At 47.8% G+C, this 20,899-nt stretch carries 22 protein-coding genes and 1 tRNA gene; 10 read left to right on the top strand and 13 right to left on the bottom strand.

Going from position 1 to position 20,899, the window contains the following annotated elements; all coding sequences use genetic code 11:
- Positions 1–10: 10 nt before the first annotated feature.
- Both UL82_RS09500 and UL82_RS11100 read right to left on the bottom strand, forming a co-directional pair.
- On the bottom strand, positions 11–1,570 hold the full coding sequence (locus tag UL82_RS09500; RefSeq protein ID WP_052735951.1) for an ABC transporter ATP-binding protein: 1,560 nt from the start codon (positions 1,568–1,570) through the stop codon (positions 11–13).
- Entirely contained in the window at positions 1,570–2,325 is a 756-nt protein-coding gene (locus UL82_RS11100; protein ID WP_232009485.1) for an energy-coupling factor transporter transmembrane component T, read from the bottom strand. Before UL82_RS11100 ends, UL82_RS09500 begins: the two co-directional genes overlap by 1 nt.
- 380 nt (positions 2,326–2,705) lie before the next feature.
- Here UL82_RS11100 and UL82_RS11610 point away from each other — a divergent pair, with 380 nt between their 5' ends.
- Together UL82_RS11610 and UL82_RS09490 are read left to right on the top strand one after the other, a co-directional pair.
- On the top strand, positions 2,706–2,810 hold the full coding sequence (locus tag UL82_RS11610; protein WP_330217320.1) for a VOC family protein: 105 nt from the start codon (positions 2,706–2,708) through the stop codon (positions 2,808–2,810).
- Between the two features lie 24 nt (positions 2,811–2,834).
- The gene (locus UL82_RS09490; RefSeq protein ID WP_083966469.1) at positions 2,835–3,086 is read left to right on the top strand and encodes a VOC family protein; all 252 of its coding nucleotides are present in this window, start codon (positions 2,835–2,837) and stop codon (positions 3,084–3,086) included.
- Positions 3,087–3,097: 11 nt separating this feature from the next.
- Here the strand turns inward: UL82_RS09490 and UL82_RS09485 are convergent, their stop codons facing one another.
- The 3 genes from UL82_RS09485 to UL82_RS09475 all read right to left on the bottom strand — a co-directional run bounded on the left by UL82_RS09485 (position 3,098) and on the right by UL82_RS09475 (position 4,910).
- On the bottom strand, positions 3,098–3,523 hold the full coding sequence (locus tag UL82_RS09485) for a MerR family transcriptional regulator (protein ID WP_046441491.1): 426 nt from the start codon (positions 3,521–3,523) through the stop codon (positions 3,098–3,100).
- 15 nt (positions 3,524–3,538) lie between these two features.
- Positions 3,539–4,402: an aldo/keto reductase gene (locus tag UL82_RS09480; protein WP_046440663.1), complete on the bottom strand. Its 864-nt coding sequence runs from the start codon at positions 4,400–4,402 to the stop codon at positions 3,539–3,541.
- A gap of 193 nt (positions 4,403–4,595) precedes the next feature.
- Positions 4,596–4,910 (bottom strand): hypothetical protein, encoded by a 315-nt coding sequence (locus UL82_RS09475; protein WP_046440661.1) that lies wholly within the window; start codon positions 4,908–4,910, stop codon positions 4,596–4,598.
- A gap of 417 nt (positions 4,911–5,327) precedes the next feature.
- Here UL82_RS09475 and UL82_RS09470 point away from each other — a divergent pair, with 417 nt between their 5' ends.
- The 4 genes from UL82_RS09470 (at position 5,328) to galE (ending at position 8,824) form a co-directional block, all read left to right on the top strand.
- Positions 5,328–6,215: an ABC transporter ATP-binding protein gene (locus UL82_RS09470; RefSeq protein ID WP_046440658.1), complete on the top strand. Its 888-nt coding sequence runs from the start codon at positions 5,328–5,330 to the stop codon at positions 6,213–6,215.
- Between the two features lie 2 nt (positions 6,216–6,217).
- The gene (locus UL82_RS09465) at positions 6,218–6,949 is read left to right on the top strand and encodes an ABC transporter permease (RefSeq protein WP_046440656.1); all 732 of its coding nucleotides are present in this window, start codon (positions 6,218–6,220) and stop codon (positions 6,947–6,949) included.
- Between the two features lie 3 nt (positions 6,950–6,952).
- The gene (locus UL82_RS09460; protein WP_083966468.1) at positions 6,953–7,699 is read left to right on the top strand and encodes an ABC transporter permease; all 747 of its coding nucleotides are present in this window, start codon (positions 6,953–6,955) and stop codon (positions 7,697–7,699) included.
- A gap of 105 nt (positions 7,700–7,804) precedes the next feature.
- Positions 7,805–8,824 (top strand): UDP-glucose 4-epimerase GalE, encoded by a 1,020-nt coding sequence (galE, locus tag UL82_RS09455; protein WP_046440653.1) that lies wholly within the window; start codon positions 7,805–7,807, stop codon positions 8,822–8,824.
- Positions 8,825–9,446: 622 nt separating this feature from the next.
- Here galE and UL82_RS09450 read toward each other — a convergent pair.
- Positions 9,447–10,355 (bottom strand): GIY-YIG nuclease family protein, encoded by a 909-nt coding sequence (locus UL82_RS09450; protein WP_232009484.1) that lies wholly within the window; start codon positions 10,353–10,355, stop codon positions 9,447–9,449.
- 339 nt (positions 10,356–10,694) lie between these two features.
- Here UL82_RS09450 and UL82_RS09445 point away from each other — a divergent pair, with 339 nt between their 5' ends.
- The gene (locus UL82_RS09445; protein WP_046440649.1) at positions 10,695–10,904 is read left to right on the top strand and encodes a hypothetical protein; all 210 of its coding nucleotides are present in this window, start codon (positions 10,695–10,697) and stop codon (positions 10,902–10,904) included.
- A 104-nt stretch (positions 10,905–11,008) separates the two neighbouring features.
- Here the strand turns inward: UL82_RS09445 and UL82_RS09440 are convergent, their stop codons facing one another.
- From UL82_RS09440 to UL82_RS10960, 5 genes are all read right to left on the bottom strand, one after another.
- A complete protein-coding gene (locus UL82_RS09440; RefSeq protein WP_046440647.1) occupies positions 11,009–11,410 on the bottom strand; it encodes a carboxymuconolactone decarboxylase family protein in 402 nt (133 codons plus the stop codon).
- Positions 11,397–11,801, bottom strand: a complete 405-nt coding sequence (locus UL82_RS09435) for a MerR family transcriptional regulator (RefSeq protein ID WP_046441489.1) — start codon at positions 11,799–11,801, stop codon at positions 11,397–11,399. The genes UL82_RS09440 and UL82_RS09435 overlap by 14 nt, the downstream gene beginning before the upstream one ends.
- Before the next feature lie 243 nt (positions 11,802–12,044).
- Positions 12,045–12,593, bottom strand: coding sequence for a hypothetical protein (locus tag UL82_RS09430; protein WP_046440645.1), 549 nt, complete (start codon positions 12,591–12,593; stop codon positions 12,045–12,047).
- A gap of 568 nt (positions 12,594–13,161) precedes the next feature.
- A complete protein-coding gene (locus UL82_RS09420) occupies positions 13,162–14,040 on the bottom strand; it encodes an Abi family protein (protein WP_232009483.1) in 879 nt (292 codons plus the stop codon).
- A gap of 198 nt (positions 14,041–14,238) precedes the next feature.
- Positions 14,239–14,439, bottom strand: coding sequence for an Abi family protein (locus UL82_RS10960; protein WP_083966528.1), 201 nt, complete (start codon positions 14,437–14,439; stop codon positions 14,239–14,241).
- A gap of 1,770 nt (positions 14,440–16,209) precedes the next feature.
- Between UL82_RS10960 and UL82_RS09415 the strand changes: the two genes are divergently transcribed.
- Complete coding sequence (locus UL82_RS09415; protein ID WP_046440642.1) at positions 16,210–17,142, top strand: Abi family protein; 933 nt, start codon at positions 16,210–16,212, stop codon at positions 17,140–17,142.
- A 246-nt stretch (positions 17,143–17,388) separates the two neighbouring features.
- On the opposite strand, the gene UL82_RS09405 is transcribed toward UL82_RS09415, so the two are convergent.
- Positions 17,389–17,462, bottom strand: a tRNA-Gly gene (locus UL82_RS09405).
- A 143-nt stretch (positions 17,463–17,605) separates the two neighbouring features.
- Between UL82_RS09405 and dcd the strand changes: the two genes are divergently transcribed.
- Positions 17,606–18,169, top strand: a complete 564-nt coding sequence (dcd, locus tag UL82_RS09400) for a dCTP deaminase (RefSeq protein WP_046440639.1) — start codon at positions 17,606–17,608, stop codon at positions 18,167–18,169.
- Between the two features lie 18 nt (positions 18,170–18,187).
- Positions 18,188–19,519, top strand: coding sequence for a UDP-glucose dehydrogenase family protein (locus tag UL82_RS09395; RefSeq protein WP_046441487.1), 1,332 nt, complete (start codon positions 18,188–18,190; stop codon positions 19,517–19,519).
- 62 nt (positions 19,520–19,581) lie between these two features.
- On the opposite strand, the gene UL82_RS09390 is transcribed toward UL82_RS09395, so the two are convergent.
- On the bottom strand, positions 19,582–20,844 hold the full coding sequence (locus UL82_RS09390; protein WP_232009482.1) for a pyridoxal phosphate-dependent aminotransferase: 1,263 nt from the start codon (positions 20,842–20,844) through the stop codon (positions 19,582–19,584).
- Positions 20,845–20,899 lie beyond the last annotated feature (55 nt).

The raw sequence follows: 20,899 nt of genomic DNA, 5'->3' as shown, positions 1-20,899 counted from the left end.
CTGCACGGTATTAACATGTAGGAGAGAGCTTGGGGATGCGAATAAGATAGTCACCGCACATCTGCACTAACTCAGGATCATGAGTAATAACAGCCACGATGCACCCAGAATCAGCAAGGCTACGAATAAGCTCACTAATGCCACGTAAATGGGTGTAATCAACCCCCGAAGTAGGTTCGTCAAAAATAACAATGCGGCGATGTGCGGCTACGGCTGCGGCAATAACAAGACGTTGTGCTTGCCCACCCGATAACGAAAGCGGGTGGCGATCCTGATACTCACTGAGCTCTAATTGAGTTAAAAGCTCATCAACGAGGCCAGTAGCTTCATCACTGGCAGAAAGCCCCAAAGTCACTTCGCGGTGTACTGATTCGCTAAAAAGTTGTCGCTGCACATCTTGCATGACGATTGCACACTCCTGGAGACGCGCTCGTTGCGATAACACCTTTTCGTCCAAGATAAACTGTGCTTTTTTACCTTGAGTATGGGTAGTATTTCGGCGTAACCAGCGTCGTTGGGCAGGTTTGTTTGGTGTCGCTAACCCACAAATAAGCCGGGCAAGGGTGGTTTTTCCCGCCCCATTATCGCCGCTAATAATAGTTACCGCACCCGTTGGAAGATGAAGATAACCACAGTCAAGGACTGGTTTTCCAGGTTCATAACCAAAGTGAAGATTTGCTATTTCTAACCCTGGTTTTACCCCGGATTCTTCTTTCGCCGCAGGTGGACTAGGTAAATCAGGCGGTTTTGGCGGGCTAAGCGAACGCAGGCCTCGTTGAATGCGCTCATCGGCAGTAAGCGCAAAAAATTCTTTACCGCTGAGTTTTTCGATGATCTTCTTATCCGCGATCCGGTAGACAACATCGCTAAGCTCAGCAAATAAATAGAGCCGGTGTTCTGCAACGATGATTGTTTTTCCTGCTGCTTTAAGGCGGCCGATAAGTTCTTGAAATTCTTGTATTGCCTCAGTACCAAGATTTGAGGTGGGTTCGTCGAAAAACAGTACCTCTACGTCCATAACCAGGGCGCATGCGCAGGCTACTTTTTGTAATTGGCCACCCGATAGGGTGTTCAAGGAGCGCTCTAAAAGATGACTAATTCCGGCCTGATTAGCTGCCTGCTGAATGCGATTTTTAATAATGTGAGGATCAACCCCGTAGTTTTCCAATGCAAAAGCAAGCTCGGTGCGCACTGTGCTCGTGAAAAACTGGGTGCGTGGATTTTGGAAAATAGTAGCCGACCAGCGACCAACATCATGAAGTTCTACGGGGCAAAGATCATGACCAGCAACTTGAACCGTACCAGTGAATTTTCCTTCATAAAATTTAGGTACCAGGGCGTTCATAACTCTTAACAGGGTAGTTTTACCCGATCCAGAAGCACCTACTAGTAACACTAATGAGCCAGCAGGAATTCTAAGACTTATTTCTTCCAACTGGCAGATTAATTCTGGTGGCGTTTGGGTAGTGGCATCCTTTTCCGCGAACAGGGAGGAATTGGGATCAGTACGCTGATAGGAATAGCTAACATCGCTAAGCGCAATAATGGTGTGATTATTCGTGGTGCTCATTACACCGCCTCCCATATGCGCCAGCTCAGCAAAACAATCAAAATGAAAATAATGAGTGCATCGCCCAGGCCGAAATGCGTTGGCCACGTAGTACTACGTTGTTTTTGTGCACCAAGGCCTTTCATAATGACAGCCGCGGAAAGGTTATCAGCAATGCGTGCCGCAGAAGCCAGGAAAGGAATAATAAGATATTCGGCAGTACGTAGTGGATGAAAAAGAAGTGTGCTGGTACGAGGAATCAAATTGCGCAGCTTCATTGCCTCAACAATGGCAGTGAACTCTTGCAGCGCCATGGGGAAAAATCGCACTACCACCATGATTGGCACATACACAAAAGTAGGTGCGCGCATTTGGGTTAACGCGGCGCCTATGCGGGAAATATCAGCAGCCTGAAAAGCGACTACTGCGATGCCAAAAATGCCACTAAACCGGAACATCCAAAAAGCAATAAATACTAAAAATGCAGATACTGATGATTCCCACACTAAGGGCAGCAGATAAAGGCAGGAAAGCCAGAAAAGAATAAACACCGCCCAGGAAAGCCAAATCTTTGGTGACGTGAGCAGTACCAAGCCAATAGAAATAAGCGCATTTATAGCTAAAGCAAACTCTGATGAGCCATTAGACGTTAATAAAACATTGACGACGATAAACATCAAGGTTAACGTGCGAGGATCAGCAATGTGGCGTTGGTTGGCACTGGCTGAACCAACGCCATCGGGAGGGTGGCCCAACGACACCATATTTTTTAACACAGCCTAACCTTAAACCTATGTTATGGCAGGGTAAAGGGCTATTGACCTACTTTAGGGGTAGTAACCTTTTTAAGAGGTAGTTTTAGGTGGGTAATAGTTCAATTATGGGGGGTGTGAAATAATTCTTTTTATTCAACCCTATGCAATACAGTTACACATTCACTGCGATAGTAGCAGTCTATTGCCCAGGTGCTAGCAGCTACCCCAAGTGTATGTGGATGTTTTTGTGTAAATTTTCCCATGCTCTTTGTGTCGCTTGAGCGGTCAGTAAAATTTCTTTAACCAATGAGCAGAATACAGTAGGCGGGAAGGGCTGCGTCGAAAAGTAAAAGTATCAGCAAACAAAAACATATGACCCCGGGGAAGTAGACTTCATACTTATGAAAATTGAACACGTGGCACTCTATGTTGCCGACTTAGAACAAGCCCGCGAATTTTTTGAAACCTATTTTGATGTTCAAGCAAGCCAGCGCTACGTTAACTAGCGCACGGGATTTTCCTCTTATTTCATGTCTTTTGCTGAAGGTGCGCGTTTAGAAATAATGCATAATGCTGCGCGCAAAGCTGTAGCTGAGCCAATGGCATTGGGCTATCACCAGCTTGCGGTGAGTGTGGGTAGCAAAGAAGCTGTTGATGCAAAGACCAATCAGCTTTTTGCTGCCGGATACGATTGCGTGAGTATGCCGCGTACCACTGGCGACGGCTACTATGAATCCGTCATTGTCGATGTTGAGGGAAACCAGATCGAAATTACTGTTTAAGCGGGTAGTTCCTATGAGGAATGTAGGTGGGTTTCTTGAGTTTCTACTGGGGCAAGCAGACTAGATTGGTAGTTAATTTCGCCAGATTTAATGCCGGCATAAAACTCCATCTTTGAGTCGATATAGCCCAGCATTTCCCGCAAAACCTCGATTTTCTGCTCAACAATAATCCGCTGGTTGGCAAGGATAGTTTCGCGCTGGGGAATAGATTCTTCACCTGCTAGGCACAGATTCATATATTCCCGCATGTGCTTAATGCCCATGCCGCACTCGCGTAAACAGCGCAAACCTTGTAGCCAGGCGATATCATGCTCATCGAAAACTCGATAATTGTTTTCATCGCGTAGCACACGCGGTACTAGCCCGATTTTGCAATAATAACGCACCGTCTCAATAGCAATGCCACTGGCTTCGGCAGCTTCTTTTGTTGAGTACACACCCACAAGGTACCTCTAATTAGTGTGACGGCGCTGCTGGATAAGATCCTGCATAAAGTCCACGGTAGCAGTGCTTTCATGGTCAAAGAAGAGGGAAGTGCCCTCATCGAGGCCAGCGATTTTTTCCATATCTGCTTCGGTTAAGCTGAAATCGTCGATAGCTAAATTCTCTTGCATGCGCTCCTGGCGAACAGATTTTGCCAGGCTGACAATGCCGCGTTGATATAACCAGCGCAACACTACCTGCGCTACCGATTTACCATAGTGCTGTCCGATCTCGGTGAGAACGGGATTATCAAAGAGACCAGAGCGTCCTTCACCAAAAGGTGCCCAGGCTTGAACGACCACCCCTAAGCGTTGTAGTTCTGCTACCTGCTCTGTTCGCTGGTGGAATGGGTTGATTTCAATCTGATTGACTACCGGGTAAACCTTGTTGAATGAACCCAGATCATGCAGGCGTGCGGGAGTAAAATTCGATACCCCAAGCGAACGAATAAGCCCTTCTGACTGCGCACGTTCTAGTGCTCGCCAGGAGCCATAAGTGTCATTGAATGGCTGGTGCAATAACACGAGGTCGATATAGTCAAGCCCTAATTTTTCCAGGGAGATGAGGATGCTGGCGTAAGCAGCTTCTTCGCCATAGCTATCAATCCAGATTTTGGTGGTGACAAAAAGTTGCTCCCGATCGAGCTCGCTTTGGCGAATGCCTTCACCGACGGCCTTTTCGTTGAAATAAGACTGTGCGGTATCAATATGACGATAACCAGCCTTAATGGCCTGGTAGGCCGCGTCGGCAGTATTTTCTGCGGGAATTTGGAACACTCCAAAACCCTGTGCCGGGATGGTATAGCCATCAGCTAGTGCGAATGAGTCAAGCATGGTGCTCTCCTTTTTCCTTGGTGTGGATACCTCTATTCAACTCCTTGGGAGCAGCTCCTAGGAAAATTGAGGGAGATTTTTATAACGTGCTTTTAGGCGACCCACCTACCCACACGCGTATACACCGTTGTGAATTATCTTCGCAGCAGGGTACGAGAAAGAAGGAATGCTGCTTATAGAGCTGTTATATAGCTTATATAGCTGGATTTTTGAATGAGCTAGTGAACATGCTGATGGGAATAACTAGTAGTGCTCCGGCACCCCAGTTATGAAATATGGTGATAAAGAGAATGCCTGCCCATATTTCTATGGTGTCGACTATAAGATTTGTTTTCGCATACTTTCCGCTGTGATAACGCCCTTTGGTTTGATTCCAGAACACAAAGGTAAAACTTGCCGCAGCGAAGAAAAGAAAAGCACTAGCTACCTGCCACTGATAGAAAAAACTGAGCACAAAAGCAATAACAAGAGCGCTAACACCAAAGTAGAACAGGTTTTTATATCGCATGCTTATTCCTGTCGGGTAGTTGATGAGTAACCGTTATAGATAAACAATAAGTGATTTCTTAGTGGTTGAGCTAGCACTTATTCGCTTTGTTCCTTCAAGAAGGCAGCAATAAAACCACGTGTGCTGGGTTAATAAAACGGGCTTATAATCGCTGCTGATTTCTCTACAATCCGCTGATAAAGTGACAAAACCAAAACCTAAACCAAAACTTAAGTCGATAGAAATAATCTGTGGGTCAGCGAGAAAGGTAGATAAATGTTGCCTGATAAATAGGGTAAACCCTGGTGAGGATAGCTTATTTACGGTATCACCATGAACGGAAGAGCTTATTAAAGAGCTTGTTTTGGTATGCGGCGGGTGTGGCTTGGTACCGCTTCATTGAGAGAACATGTCCATCTAAGAGCGAAGATTATCAGTATGAATGTAGTTACATTAACTAGTGTCACAAAAACCTATGGTAAAACAGATGTTGTTAGCGATCTTTCCTTAAATATTCCTCATGGTGCGGTCTATGGCTTCATTGGTCCCAATGGAGCTGGAAAATCGACCACAATGAAGATGCTTTTAGGTCTTATTGCCCCCAGTTCTGGTTCAATTAGTCTTTTCGGTGAGCAGCTGACAAAAACTAATCGCGGAAAATTTGTGGCCGCTATCGGATCCATGATTGAAGAACCTTCCGGGTATGCACACTTAACCGCTGTGGAAAACCTTAAAGTAGTGCAGTCATTACTGGGTTTTGCAGATGAAAACATTGATTGGGCACTTGATATTGTTGGCCTCAATGAGGCAAGAAACAAGAAAGTCAAGGCTTTTTCTTTAGGTATGAAACAACGTCTTGGCATTGCTCTTGCTATTTGCCGTAAGCCATCGTTGTTGGTACTTGATGAGCCTACTAACGGTCTTGACCCTTATGGAATTGAAGAGATACGCCAGCTGATTGTGCGCCTTGCCACCCAAGAGGAAGTAACGGTCATGGTTTCCTCACATGTGCTTGCCGAGTTAGAAAAGATCGCCTCACATTTGGCCATTATTAATAAGGGAAAACTGGTTTTTGAGGGTGCACGTGATGAACTTATCGCTCAGCATTCTCCCGCGGTGCTTATCCGAACCCACGATATTGAGCAAGCTCTTTCGGCTATTCCACACTCTACACCGATTCATGGTGGCATTGAGGTTGCCCAAGTAACTGATGCTGAAATCCCGGCACTGTGCCAAGCGCTTATCGACGCTCGCATTGGTTTCTACGAAGTATCGAGACCGCATCAGAGCCTTGAGTCAATTTTCATGGAAATGACCAAGGAGTAACCATGTTCCAACAAGAAATTCTGTTTGAATTAAATAAAGTGCGCGCTTTAAAAGCGCACTATATTACATTTTCTGGTGCATTAGCGATTACGGTGTTAGCCACCTTTTCACTGTGGTCGGGTAGATCATCTGAGGAGGTAATCTTAGCGACAGCCTTATTATCTTCCGGGTTTATGTCGGCATTAATCTGGCCGGTGATGGCTGCGGTTTTGGCTTCGCGAATGGTTGATATTGAGTTTGCACACCGGGGATGGTTATTTTTGGTCACCTCTGGCTGTTCCGTGCGAAGCATCATTGGTGCTAAAGCTTTAGTCGGAATGATACTCCTTGCTCTTTCGATAGCACTGCAAGCAGTTTTTACTTTTGCTATTTGTATCGCCTTAGGTGCTACCAATATTGATGGTGTGCGCTGGGTAGGATTTTTTATTTTACTGTGGGCGATTACTACCGTCTTTTTTCTTTTTCTTATGTTGGCTGCCTGTGCTGTTGAATCACAGATTGTGGTGTTGCTCAGTGGCGTCGTTAGTGCATTTGTCGCTGTGTTTTGTTTCCTAGTGAGCACACCTATTTTTTATTTCTTTCCGTGGGCGTATTATTCGCTCATCCTTCCAGTGCGACAATGGGAAACCACGATTATTCCTAACCACGTCAACCTGCCAGCGATTGCTGGTTTTATCTTGGTTAGCATCCTTATCTGGGTGGTCTGTTTAAACAAACTTCGGATCTGGCGGTAAATAATGTTGTGCAGTGAATTAATAAAATTAAAAGGATCGCATGTGTGGACAATATGTTTGATTATTCCACTGCTTTCCGTAGGTCTGGGCAGCTTGAACTTCTATTGGAATCAAGATCAACTAGAGCAAGGCTGGTATTCGCTTAACGCTCAAGTAGGGCTCTTTTATGGGCTGATCTTTTTTAATATTGGTGCCGCAATTATTGTTTCTTCAATTTGGCGTGACGATATAAAGAAAAGCAATTGGCAAGCTATGCAAAGCTGCTACCGGAAGCCACATTTGATTTTTATTGTAAAAGCACTTATTGGTGCACTGTTGATTGCCATCATGCACCTCATCTTTACCTTACTGGCTATCGGTGCTGGCTTGGCGATGCGCGTCGATGGCATTGATATAGCTCAAGTGATGCGAGATTTCTTGCTACTTATTCTTGTCAGTGCTCTTCCATTAGCGTGCTTTCAAGGTTTATTGTCTTATTTAACCCGAAGTTTTGCCTGGCCAATCGGCATTTCAATGCTACTTTGTGTTTCTAGCTTCGCTGTTGTTAGCAGCCAGTCGATGATGGCATTAAGGTACGTTATTGCCCAAGCATTATCTACTTTTACTATTGCTATCCCGTCGGTGGCATTTAGTATCGAATCAAATTCCACCTGGACACTTCTTAGCTGCTTGGTAGCTGGTGTTTTCCAATCAACACTATTCGTAGGTTTAACGCTTGTGCTTTTTGCTCGACGGCTCAATACTACCTAGCTAGGGTAAAAAGAATGCGTGTCGACGTGTGCTTCGCTTTGGCTACTGCTTACACTAGTGACACGTGTGCCTTATGGCGCGCGACATTTAACTGGAGGATAGTTTATGAAGGTTCTTATCACTGGTGGCGCAGGCTACATTGGCTCAACCATTGCAGCATGTTGTACAGATAATGGCATGACGCCGGTCATTGTGGATGACTACAGCAAAGGACTACGTGAATTTGCTCGCCCTTATGCACACTATGAAGGCGATATTGCCGATGTCACGGTGATTCGACGCATTCTATCCGAGCACCCCGATATTGAGGCCGTGATTCACTGCGCGGCAAAAATCGTGGTGCCAGAATCCGTATCTGCCCCGATTGACTACTACGAGAATAACGTCGCAAAGCCATTAACCTTGCTGCGTGAACTTTCTGCTGCCGGCATCCATCGTTTTATTTTGAGCTCAACGGCATCCATGTATGAGCCGGGCGAGAACTATATGGTTGATGAGACTGGAGTAGTTGATCCACAAAGCCCGTATGCTGCATCAAAATGGATGCTAGAGCGTGTGCTGCGTGATTTCGCGGCAACCGGTTCCATGAATGCGATCGCTTTGCGCTATTTCAACCCGATCGGTGCCGACCCACAGCAGCGAAGCGGTTTACAAGATCCAAACCCAACCCACGCACTAGGCAAAATGATTGAAGCACACCATAATAACGGCGTATTTACCGTTACCGGTGTTGACTGGCCTACCCGCGATGGATCTGGACTCCGCGACTACGTGCACGTATGGGATCTAGCACGTGCCCATGTGGCAGCGCTACGCAACTTTGATGAAGTCATCTCGGCCTCAGATGTTGCTGGCTTTGATGTGATCAACCTAGGCACCGGTACCGGCACCACAGTATTCGAGCTCGCCAATGCCTTTGGCGATGCAACCGGGAAACCACTCGATATTGCCACCGCACCGCCACGTCTTGGTGATGTTGTCGGTTGCGCAACGCTAACCGATAAAGCCGAACGGCTTTTGCACTGGCGTGCCGAGCTCAGCATTGCTGATGGAGTAAAAAGCTCGCTGGAGTGGGCAGAAAAACTCCCGACAGTGCTCAGCCGTGAGCAGGCTGCGGAGAAGTAGCAGTAAGCATTAGCTGTTTGTAGGCTGCGGCTATAAAAGGCCGTGGCCTGTATGGCGATTTGGTTAACTTCGTGGTTAATCCTACGTATTAAAGGTTGGGAGAGGTTTAAATGATTCACTACCTCATTGAGTACAATCGGCGCACCGGGCAGGTATCGGTATCCGACAACCTTACGCTGGAAGAAGCGATACACGCACGAATTGAGAAGAACCGAAAAAGAAGCAGCAAAGATATTGAAGTGGTTGTGATAACTTCTCCCTCGCGTGAGTCTCTTGAACTTTCTCATTCGCGATATTTCCGGCGTCATAAAGAAAATGCATACACCGGTAGAAGCTCATTGTGATCGGTGATTCGGGTGCGCTCTAGATAATAATTCTGGGGCGCATATTTTCTTTCTAGACTTTTGTATATAGAGACGTATTTTTGTTGGCGAAGATTTTGAGTTTTTATTTTAGGTTTTATCCTGCTTAAAAATAAGGTTGAGGCTTTAACTACCTTAATTCTTAACGAACATGGCAGTGCTAAATCAAGAATAGGAAAAGCCACCCTAAGTAAATGAAGGGTGTTTGTGCCTGGTGGTGGTTATGTGCTTTCTGCCGGCAGTAGGGATTTTTCTACATCTTATTGATTGCTTGTGGTTGCCTTTGCTTCGGCTTGTTCGAGCTCACCTAAGGTAACACCGGCTTCGTTCTTCCAGTATTTCTTTCCGTTGACCGACGAGCCAATGAGGAAGGATGCGGCTCCGGAGGGAGAGCTAAATAAGGTGTCGCGGAGGAGCTCGCCAGTGTTGCTGATGCGATCAGCGAAGCGTTCCCGATTTTTCTTTGCCGATTCGGGCATCGACTGTGTTGTGCTCGTGCGCAGCTTAGCTCCGGTGAGGATTACGAATCCGTCGGGTGTTTGTCGACCCGTCCCAGCAACACCTGAAGCATGAAGATATAGCAGGGGCTCGACGGTTGATAGGTCATTTACATACGTGGAGGTTATTTGCTTGGCGTTATCGACGGCATCAAAGGCTCGATAGCCAAGTGAACCAATAAGGATTTTGGCGGTTGCGATGAATTCATCGAGCGCAGCTTGTTTTTCCTCAGTGACATTTCCAGGAGAAGGATCGTTGCCGTTCGTGACTGTTACACGCCCAGCAGCGAGGGCTTGCTGGTAGAAGGCATTTTCAAGATATGAGATCTCGGTAGGACCGAAGGAATTATCGGAGTCGATGATAAGAATTGCATGGGTGAAGTAATCGAGTTTTTCCTGACCAATGTGTTCAGCGACGCGGGAGAGAACTCCGTTGCCGTTTTTCCGCTGTCTGCTCTGTCCAACGTAGAGGAGCTGATCATTGGTAGTAGAGTCTGCGCCAAACAATAGATAGATTCCTGTTTGGCTAAGTTCGGGGCGATCTTTAGAGCGAGAAATCTCGGTACGCGGGATGAGATAAACCTTGCCGACCCAGTTATCCAGTGAGCACTTGATTCGTCCACTGGGTGTGCCATCAATTAAGAACAGCTGCACAGTTCTGGGAAAAGTCACGGGATTGCTTTGTCTTTCTTTTCTGGTCATTGCGTTGGGAACATGGCTATAAATATATCAATCTACGACGTATTTTGTACTTTCTTGTTAAGGCTAGTGAACTTAATAGATGGTTGGATCGCTGAAATTACTTGAAAGAGTGCGAACAATATTTACTAAGGTAGTAGCTGAAGTCTTGTATTTTGAGATATTTTCTACCCTTTTGATGGATTTTAGGGTGAGATTCAGCAAGGTATTTCTTAAAAATTTTTAGGCTTAAGCAATATTCCCAGCAATGCACCGTACCTATCCTCATCAGCTGCTAGGTGAAGGAAGTGCCTGCTTGGCAACCTTTTTAATGTGAAACTTCATGATGCTGGGCGCTGTGGTGCGCTAAGCGAGGAGCGTGCAGCCATCTTTGACATCGGCAGCCTCGTTGATGAACGGGAGGAACTCAGGTTACCCTTATTCGGATCGGAGGCTGTATTCACCGACATGGTTGCTCGCAACGAGCAGGTCGCCTTCAAACAAGACGACTACACTACCGAGACAGTAGAGGGGATTGCGTGAGCCCGTCTATGACGGGCATATCAGTGATGTCGTGCTGTGAAGAAAGAAATTCATCCTTGTGATGCTTAATAGGGTTAGTGATGTTGTGCCTTGATGGATTGAATCTAGGCGAGAAGGCCACGGTCAGTGAAGACCTTGCGAACGACTGCGACGGCATTGAGTGCTCGGGGGAACCCGCAATATACTGAGGCATGCAGAAATGTCTCTATGATCTCTTCTTTAGTGAGACCTACGTTGAGGCTTGCGCCGATGTGTACTTCGAGTTGAGCTTCACAACCTCCGAGCGCGGTGAGCACACCGAGGGTGATGAGTTGCCGCTGGCGTGGTTCTAGCTCGGGACGGGAGTAGATATCGCCGAATCCCCAAGCGACGATTTGATGCCCAAGTTCTGGAGCAATGTCGGCCAAGCCATCAATGACATTTTGGCCTGCTTGACCGTCTATGGTGTTGAGTACCCGAAGACCATGGCAAAATCGTTCTTGGTGTTGTTTATCAGTGGGGGTCATAAGTGTCTCCTTGTTGGTTAGTGATCATTTGGTCGTAGATACTGATCTTTGAGTCGAGCGCATGCTTGTGTGAATTCAGCTTGGCGATTTGAGAAAGTATTGCCTGTCGATGCGCGATGAGCATGTCGCGGCGTTCAATGAGAGTGGATGTTCCTGCTTTTCGGAGCTTCGCGTACCTGCGCATCTGCGAAATATGCATGCCCGTTTCTTTCAAGCGCAAAAGGAATCGTACCCACTCGATGTCGTCTGTGCGATAACGGCGCTGATTCCCGCTATTTCGTTGGACTCCTTCGATCAGTCCTTCTTGTTCCCAATAACGCAATGTATGCGTCGAAAGACCTATCGTCTCTGCCATTTGGGTGATCGTCAGGTTCGTTTCGTTGTTGCGCATACGTCCAAGGTAGAACTTCGAGTGCACTCGAAGTCAAAGCGCGCACGCAAGCGGTAGATCTGCTTATTCCAGCCCTGAGGACTGGTATACTACCTGCTGTTTAAAGGCATCCTTACCAAGATTGATTTTATTCGAGGTGCTTCGAATTCATTGGAGCATGGCGAAGTGGGGTAGAGGAAGTGAAATCTCTACGGTTTTGACTGAGACAAGTGGGCTTAGGGACTTGTGCACAAAATTTCCAAATCAAACGGGGTATTGACCTGTTTGATTTGAAATTCTCACCTGCTTAAGAAGTTGTGGGCTGCCAAGCTTTACAAGATACGGCTCAACTAAACGCAATTTTAGGTGAACTCGATGCAGCTTATCTGAAATTGGCTTTTTGTTTGGTTTACCTTGAGCAACAGCAAACAGGGTCATACTTCCGTTAGTTGGTTTTTCAGAATCAAAATTCTTAATTTTAGCTGGATCTAACAGAAGTTCATTGACGGGTCTCTCAGATAGTGGCGTATTTATTGGCGTATCGCTTTTGCACACCAATGCATAGTGATAACTCCTGGTAATAGGTTCACCTTTTTTGCTAAAGGCAGTAGAAACAACTTGACTACCCTCGGGAAATGGGAAATTTTCTCCGGTTAATATTTCGGTTGCCGAGTTCCAAACCCTAATAGTTTTCAACTCTTCATTAATGAATTGTACGTCTTGCGGACGAGGCTTTGAAATGATCTGGCTGATCACAACCTGAGGATCTTCTTCTACCTCATCAAGAAAGTGTTGTAAACGAGTATCAGACACGCTGCTACCTAAGCCCCATAGGAATATGCGATCTGGGTTATTTATTCGTTGTAGTTCTTTGACGTTCAACGTGGAAGTCAAATTAAGGCTCGATTCACTTCCTGCCTTGTGCCAGAGAAACATCTTAGGTAGTGACTCGTTCATTCCAAACCTTTCTCAATAACAGTTTCTTTAAGTGTAAATTTGGAGCGTCCCCTGATGGCTGAAAATGGTACTAATCGAGGCGGCCGCCGTGTAAGAGCGAGCTGCATCCGACCCCCGTATGAAAAATACGCCAAAGGCAAACCTGCCACCTATTTGAGATCACTACAACCCGTAGAACTAGATATCTACGACTTCATCGGCAAGGATATGGGCGATGGTGCAGAATTAACCGGTTCCTTTATGTAGTTCCCATTCGATTACCTTTTCTGCCAATTAGCATGAGGACGAATCGCTGAGAGTCAATATGGTCTATAAGGAAACCTAGCAGTTGCTCGATGAGTGAGCGTATGGTCATGGTATTTGCGTGGGCTGAAGGGCTACCGCTCGACGCCGATGGTTACGAGTGTTCTTCTTATATGAAGGATTAGCTGTTGATGTGCCAGAGTTGGAGTTCTTGCCAGTCCTGCGGTGCACCAATATGGCTGATCGGTACAGGTTCCACGGTTGTGGGGTAAGTGGCAATGACCTCGGGGAGCATGTTTCGACCACGGAGATCAAGGGTGGTGATGAGATGTTGGATCAACGTGAGCTGCCCGAAGCAGCGGTTCATCACGCCTCTCACAGCGTTCAGATCTGGGTTCTCCTCAGGTCTTGGTAGTCGAGGTTGCAGCACGTAGACGCGGTTGAACATCCGTGCGTGGTGTGCGGAGTAGTTGCGCACGATATTGAGTGACTTGATCCATGACCCGAGTTGGGCAGGTGTCAGCTCGACTCGGGCTGCGATGACCTCACGGACGTTGTCTGGGGACAGCCGATACAAGTAGTTCAGAGCGCCGAAGTCCATGACCTCAACAGCTGCCCATATGGGTAGTCGGCCACCGTACGTTTCGTTGTGGTGAGTGACGAAATCTTCACGTGAGGCGCTGAGCCCCCTGTCGTAGCGGGACAACCAACGATTGTAGTCAGCAGAAGGCTCATTCGCTGACTGCGGTGCGCGAGCCAAGGATCCAAGAATGTCAGGGTGAAGATGGCAGTGGGGGTCGATTCGGCCCAGCTCGTGCCCGATCAGTGCGCGCAGTGCAAGCTCAATGATGCTGACTACCTGAAACACCTGTGAACGTAGACGCTCATCGAAATCATAGAGCGCAGTGACCTGTTCGAATGTCGTCCCGTCCACGAACTCATCGCTTCTGTGAGAAGAGTTCTCAACCATACGCCGCAGCGAATACCAATAGCCGGATAGACGATAGTAGTTGACCTGCTCAAGGAGTTTTCGGGCATAGGCCTCGTCGTCGATGCGCATGCCTCGGGATCGTAGGAGAGCGATCTGTTCGTCGTAGGTTTTGAATGCCTTGGGTGAACGCTCGACCATAATCGGTACCCACCTCCGGTGCTCAGAAAGATGAAGACCGGCCCTGGACCCTGAAGGGCGGAACCGGTCGTGATGCTTACATTCTACCCGATTGGAGACGCCCGAAGCAATAGATAGGTGCCCTGCATATCAGCCACAGTCAAGCCCTGCAGCAATGACTGCTTTGGATTCCCATTGAAGCGGACAGTGGAACCCGTCATGAATGAGGGTGCGCAGCTTGCGATCAAACTCGTAGAGAGCGGTAACCTGAGCGAAGGTTGTGTTAGGGACGAATTCATCGAGTCGTTTCGGCTGCCTCGGATCGTCTGGAACCGGAAGAACCCGGTAGATGTGCCAAGTAGCTAAGAGATACTAGAAAGTCACTATCGAGCTAAAGCCTCGTCCACGAGCATGCCTCGGGACTTGAGGATTTCGAGTCGCTGTGTGAGCAACGTTGGCTGCTTGATAGTGCCCATGTGCTTACTCCTGGGTTTAGCTAGAAATCCAGCCCGTCTGCGACCTAGGAGTCGTAGCGGGTTGAACGATTATTTTAAGACTACCGCAGTCAATGTTAAAGGCATCACAACGCCCGGATCGTATCGGATGCTTCAGTACCTTCTTGTGTCGAGATTTAGAGGGGTTGCTTCTGAGGCGCTGGAGCGACTTAACATTTTCACGCCAGGTCAGTACTGAGGAGAAACCCTGTGCTCACCCAGTCATGCTCAACCACGTTGTTCTTTGTTCTCTCTTGATACCGGCATGTCAATGCCCCGGCGAGAATACCTGTCCAGATTTCTCTGTCAGATAGCGCTCCACCGGGGCTTCGCTACCAACTCTAGTAGATGCCTGCAGCTTTATCACGCAAACAGGACGGCTGGAGGTGAACAACAAGGGCTGGTTCCGGACTCCCACCGAAGCGGGCAGCGGAACCGGTCACGTTGACCCTAACCATACGGCATCGTTCCAAGCTGTTGCTGTCTTAGTACTTCATGAAGACTCGCTAGTGAGGTGAGGCTCCTATGTATCGTCCGGCGTGAGGAGTCGATGTAGGGCTTCTTAGGAAGGAGTGCCTCGATGACATGTATAACCGATGTGAGCTAAAGGACAAAATGTGTTAGTGAAATAGCCTTTTCTGTACCTTGAACTGGCGTTATAAAGGGTGCGCATCTCTCCTAGGGGGCTGATACCTACCAGATTCGTGGGAAATTACCGACCTTCGTGGCTCAGTGTGCTACCGACAAGCTGATGATATAAGGATGAGTAAAAACCTTCCTACACGCCCTAGCTGTACCGGTTACCAGCATCAAATTTAAAACCACCTCCAGCAAACACCAACGCTTTCGCTACAAATCCTGTAAACACTCTTTTACCGCAACAAAGACGAACACCAACGCATCGCCTGCGACTGGTGGGGCTACCTACACACACAGTTGCCTGACGATCTCGTAAAGGTCGCCAGGCAACATAACTGGGGCAAGGCGCACTTACCAAAGCAACAAACCTTGCCACCAAAGAGCAACAGGGCGAAACCGGTCACGAAGACGGACGACCAACACTACTAGGCAACGCCATTGACACTGCCTACAACCACGATATCGGAATCAGAAAAGACCCGATGAGCTAACAACCACCAACACATTTTGTCCTTTAGCCCGAAAAATGAAGACCGGCTCTGGGTCCAGAAAGAGTAGAACCGGTCGTGATGGTTCCATAAAACTGCGTCAAACCAAGTAAAGCACGAACGTGCCGATGCGAGTGGAAACCTAGGCTCTTTAGAGGGTATGTGCAAACACGTACAAATGCCACATCACATCCAACGTGCAAGTGGATGTTTTAGACGCTATTCGGCTACAAGGACACAGGTGGTGCCTGCGCGATTGGCTCTACCCAGTGTAAGCAGAGGGTAACAGTTCAACCCACCCTAACGAATCTTGGCAGTGGTCTGGATCTTTGCCTGATTATTTCCGGATGGGCTCCAGGGGTACTTGGTTGTGTGTCAGGCTTGTTTGACCTGGGTTCTTGCTGTATCTTTGGTGTTGATAGATCCCCAGTCAGGCCTCTTGCTCGTGAGAGTAATGCACAAATGACTGGGGCCTTTTGTTATTTACCGGAAGGTGCGGGATGTCTAAGAAGTGGCTTGAATACAAAGATCAGGTGGCGCTTCTACGTCAGCGTGGCATGCAGATTGATGATGAGTTATCTGCTGTTGACTTTCTATCCCGGGTGAATTACTACCGCTGGTCAGGCTACTTTCGGCACTGGCAGCAGAATCCACGTAAGGGTGAAAACAGATTCATTGAGGGGACTTCGTTCGAGACGCTGCGAAACTTGTATGACTCTGAGCAGCAGCTTGTAAACATCTGTGACAAACTACTTCACCCTTTGGAGGTGTTGTTACGTACCAGGTTCGCTTACTCTTATGGGCGAATCATTGGTCTGACGGGAACCTTTGCTAGGGGTGAAGGGTTCACCCAGTCGACACAGCCTGGTGCGGACCGCGTCGAGGAGCACCTTTTGCAGAACCTCGATCGAAGCAAGGAAGCGTTTATCACACACTATCGCGATGAGATCAAGGAAGGCCGGGTCTATAAACCGGAAGCCTACGCTCGAATGCCGATTTGGGTAGCTGTTGAGGCGTTCTTATTTGGCAGTCTTTCGAGGCTGATTGAAGCCTCGGGCCAGTCGGGAGTTCTTGACGACATTGCTGGCTCCATGAACACCTCTCGAAAGTTGCTGCCAGGGCAGGTGCGTTCCTTCGTCTACCTCCGCAACCGGATTGCCCACTGTGCCCAACTATGGAATCACCTCGTTCTGGACGTTCCAGGTTTGCAACCAAATACCTCACGACGAATCCAGAAGCACTATCGCAGATTCACAGATCATTCAATCTATAAAATCCTCGTAGCACTCGATGATGTCGCTACCCGATCCGGGATCTGTAGTAACTGGCTTCAGAACGAAGTAGAACCCATCCTTAATGAGCATCCACTTCTGGCTTGCGGCATCGCTGAACCAGCAAAGTTCGGACATATGCCACGTAAGTTTTTTCACTAGTTCTTTATGTAGAAGCAACACTCGTAATCACCGGCACCCATGCAGTTACATCCAATACTGTAACCGGAGAGATTATCGCCGAGCACAACATTGACACCAACCGGCGTTACCAACCTAATCAGATTAAGAACATTCACCGCTAGAAAAATAATACCGTCGCATAGAAAGAACACTGTTCTTTCTATGCGACGGTATCTGTCAACCATGTCTCGACTGATAGTGTCAACCATGTCCCGACTGATCAAATGGAGCCGACGACGGGAATCGAACCCGCGCCAGCAGCTTGGGAAGCTGCAGTTCTACCATTAAACTACGTCGGCACGCGCTAACTAAGACAACACATCACTGAACTTCTGTGGGTTCATCTAGGTGCCACGGTTGTTAGCATCGGGGTTTGATTATACACCATGGGCGCGCGGGTACCCCTAAACATGCACTGGGTGGGAAGCGCTAGACTAAAAGGGTGTTGCTTTCAGATAAAGATATTCGTGCCGCGATTAGTTCCGATGAATTAGTTATTGATCCTTTTGATCCCGCGCTGATTCAGCCGTCGAGTATTGATGTGCGGATGGATCGTTTCTTCCGGGTATTCAATAATTCTAAGTACACCCATATTGATCCTAAATTGCAGCAAGATGAGCTTACTAGCTTGGTAGAAGTTGCTGAGGATGAGCCGTTCGTGCTGCATCCTGGCGAGTTTGTTTTGGGCGCTACCCTGGAAAAATTTACCTTACCAAGTAATCTTGCTGGCCGTTTGGAAGGTAAAAGTTCACTGGGGCGCTTGGGTCTGTTAACGCATTCTACCGCTGGTTTCATTGATCCGGGTTTTTCTGGGCATATCACTTTAGAGCTATCTAATGTGGCTAATCTTCCGATTATGCTTTGGCCGGGTATGAAGGTTGGCCAGCTGGCCTTATTTAAGATGAGTTCGCCTGCCGAGGTGCCTTATGGCTCTGGTGTTTTGGGCTCGAAATATCAAGGTCAACGTGGTCCTACTCCGTCGAAGGCGTATTTGAATTTTCAGTAGGCTATGAGTCGCGTTGGCATGAATATTTCCGTGATTGGCACCGGTTATTTGGGTGCCACCCATGCTGCGTGTTTAGCTAGGCTTGGTCACAATGTTTTGGGCATTGACATTGATGCCCAAAAAATCTCCGCCTTAGAAAACGGTGAGGTTCCTTTTTATGAACCAGGGCTACAAGCCATCGTCGAGCAGGAAATTCATGCTGGTCATTTGCGCTTTTCGACGTCTTTTTCAGCGGCAGCAACACACGCACACCTACATTTTCTTACTGTTGGCACCCCACAGTGTGCAGATTCTTATGCAGCCGATACCAGTTTTCTTGAGCACGCAATTGATAATCTGGTGCCTTATCTTATTGGTGAGCACATCATTGTGGGTAAGTCCACGGTGCCGGTGGGTACCGCCCAGCGGTTGCAGCAACGCGTTGACCAGCTAGCTGGTGATCATGCTCGTGTTGAGGTGGTGTGGAACCCAGAGTTTTTACGCGAGGGTTTCGCGGTCAAAGATACTCTGCACCCAGATCGTATTGTAGTAGGCTGTGCTGGCACGCATATCCCGGTAGCAGAAGTAGGGCACCGCCTGCGAGAAGTTTATGCAGCAGCTCTTTTAGCGGGTACTTCGTTTATTTCTTGTGATCTAGCTACTGCAGAGCTAATTAAGTTAGCCGCGAATGCATTTTTAGCCACCAAAATTTCTTTTATTAATTCCCTCAGTGATGTGTGCACCTTAACCGGTGCTGATGTGGTTACTCTTTCTGCTGCACTAGGATTAGATAAGCGTATTGGGCACAACTATTTCAATGCTGGTTTAGGTTTTGGTGGGGGATGTTTGCCTAAGGATATTCGTGCATTTATGGCTAGTGCGCACGAGCTAGGTGCACTGCATACTTATAATTTTCTTGCTCAGGTAGAACAGATCAATCAACACCAGCGTGAGTCGGTAGTAGAACTGGTGTCAAAAAACTGTTTTTCGCTTCCGGAAGCAACTATCGCTGTATTGGGGTGTGCTTTTAAACCCCATTCAGATGATGTGCGTGATTCGCCTGCCCTAGCGGTTGCCACCGAGTTGGTACGTCGAGGCGCAAAAGTAAAAATTTATGATCCGCAGGCGATGACAAATGCACAGCGACACTTACATGAGCAGTCAAATATGCATTATGCACAGAGCGCGTGTAGTGCTTTAACCGGTGCGGATGTGGTGCTGCTTGCTACCGAGTGGCCAGAGTTTGTCCACCTTGATCCTACTAGGGCAAAACAGTGGGTGCGCACTCCGGTTATTGTTGATGCCCGCAACGTACTTGATCCCGCTTGCTGGCGGGAAGCGGGATGGCAGTATCATGGGATTGGCCGCTAATCAGCTTTTAGAGCCTAGAATTAGTCGGCAAATCCACAATACCTACGCCACAAGTAAGAAACTTAACGACGGTAGCGCTGCAGGAATCTACCCAAGCGATCCATTGCTTCTGAGAGGTCTTTTGCCCATGGCAGGGTAACCACCCGGAAGTGATCGGGTTTATCCCAGTTAAAGCCGGTGCCTTGAACCAAAAGAATTTTTTCTTTACGCAGTAGATCTAACATAAGCTGATCGTCACTGGTGATGTCATAGTATTCCAAGTCGAGTTTCGGGAATACGTAGAGTGCACCCATGGGTTTTACGCAGCTTACGCCAGGAATCTCATTGAGTTTTTCATAGGCGATATTGCGTTGTTCTAAGAGGCGACCATTTTTACCGGTGAGATCATAGATAGATTGCCGACCACCTAGTGCTACCTGAATGGCGTGTTGGCCGGGTACATTAGCGCACAGCCGGGTACCGCTGAGCAGTTCAAGGCCTTCGATAAAACCGCGCGCGTGACTTTTCGGCCCGGTGACAATCATCCAACCAGCGCGGTAGCCACACACCCGGTACGCTTTGGACAGACCGTTATAGGTAATACACAGCAGATCAGGTGCTAGAGAGGCGATATTGATGTGCTGGACACCGTCGTAAAGAATACGGTCGTAGATTTCATCGGCTAAAATAAGCAAATCAAATTCGCGAGCTACTGCCACTAAATCTTTTAATGCTTGCTCCGAATACACTGCCCCGGTGGGGTTATTAGGGTTAATAACCACAATAGCTTTGGTTTTTTCGGTGACTTTGGCGCGAATATCAGCAATGTCGGGGTTCCAGCCGTTTTCTTCATCGCAGCGATAATGCACTGGGGTGCCACCTGCTAGCGAGGTTGCAGCCGTCCACAGCGGATAATCAGGCTGTGGGATAAGAACCTCATCACCATTATTTAATAGCGCCTGGGTAGTCATGGTGATGAGCTCGGAAACCCCATTGCCTAAGTACACATCGTCAACATCGAACTCTGGGAAACCAGGGATAACCTCGTAGCGAGTGACCACTGCGCGCCGGGCAGGGATAATACCCTTTGAGGTGGAGTATCCCTGTGAGGTAGGCAGATTGGCGATCATATCCCGAATAATCACATCGGGAGCATCAAAACCAAATAGTGCTGGGTTGCCGGTGTTGAGTTTTAAAATACGGTGACCATCGAGCTCCATGCGCTCCGCCTCCGCGGTTACCGGACCTCGGATTTCGTAGAGCACATTTTTCAGTTTTTCCGACTGGTCTAACTGACGGCGCACCCGCCGCTTGGGAGCTTGGTAATGATCTGGCTTGCTAGTCACCTGCTCTATGTTGCCACTATTGAGTCAAATTGAACAGGAGAATGAGTAAAAAAGA

The organism is Corynebacterium kutscheri, assembly GCF_000980835.1.
Taxonomy (GTDB): domain Bacteria; phylum Actinomycetota; class Actinomycetes; order Mycobacteriales; family Mycobacteriaceae; genus Corynebacterium; species Corynebacterium kutscheri.
This window is presented reverse-complemented; position numbering and strand designations above follow the sequence as displayed.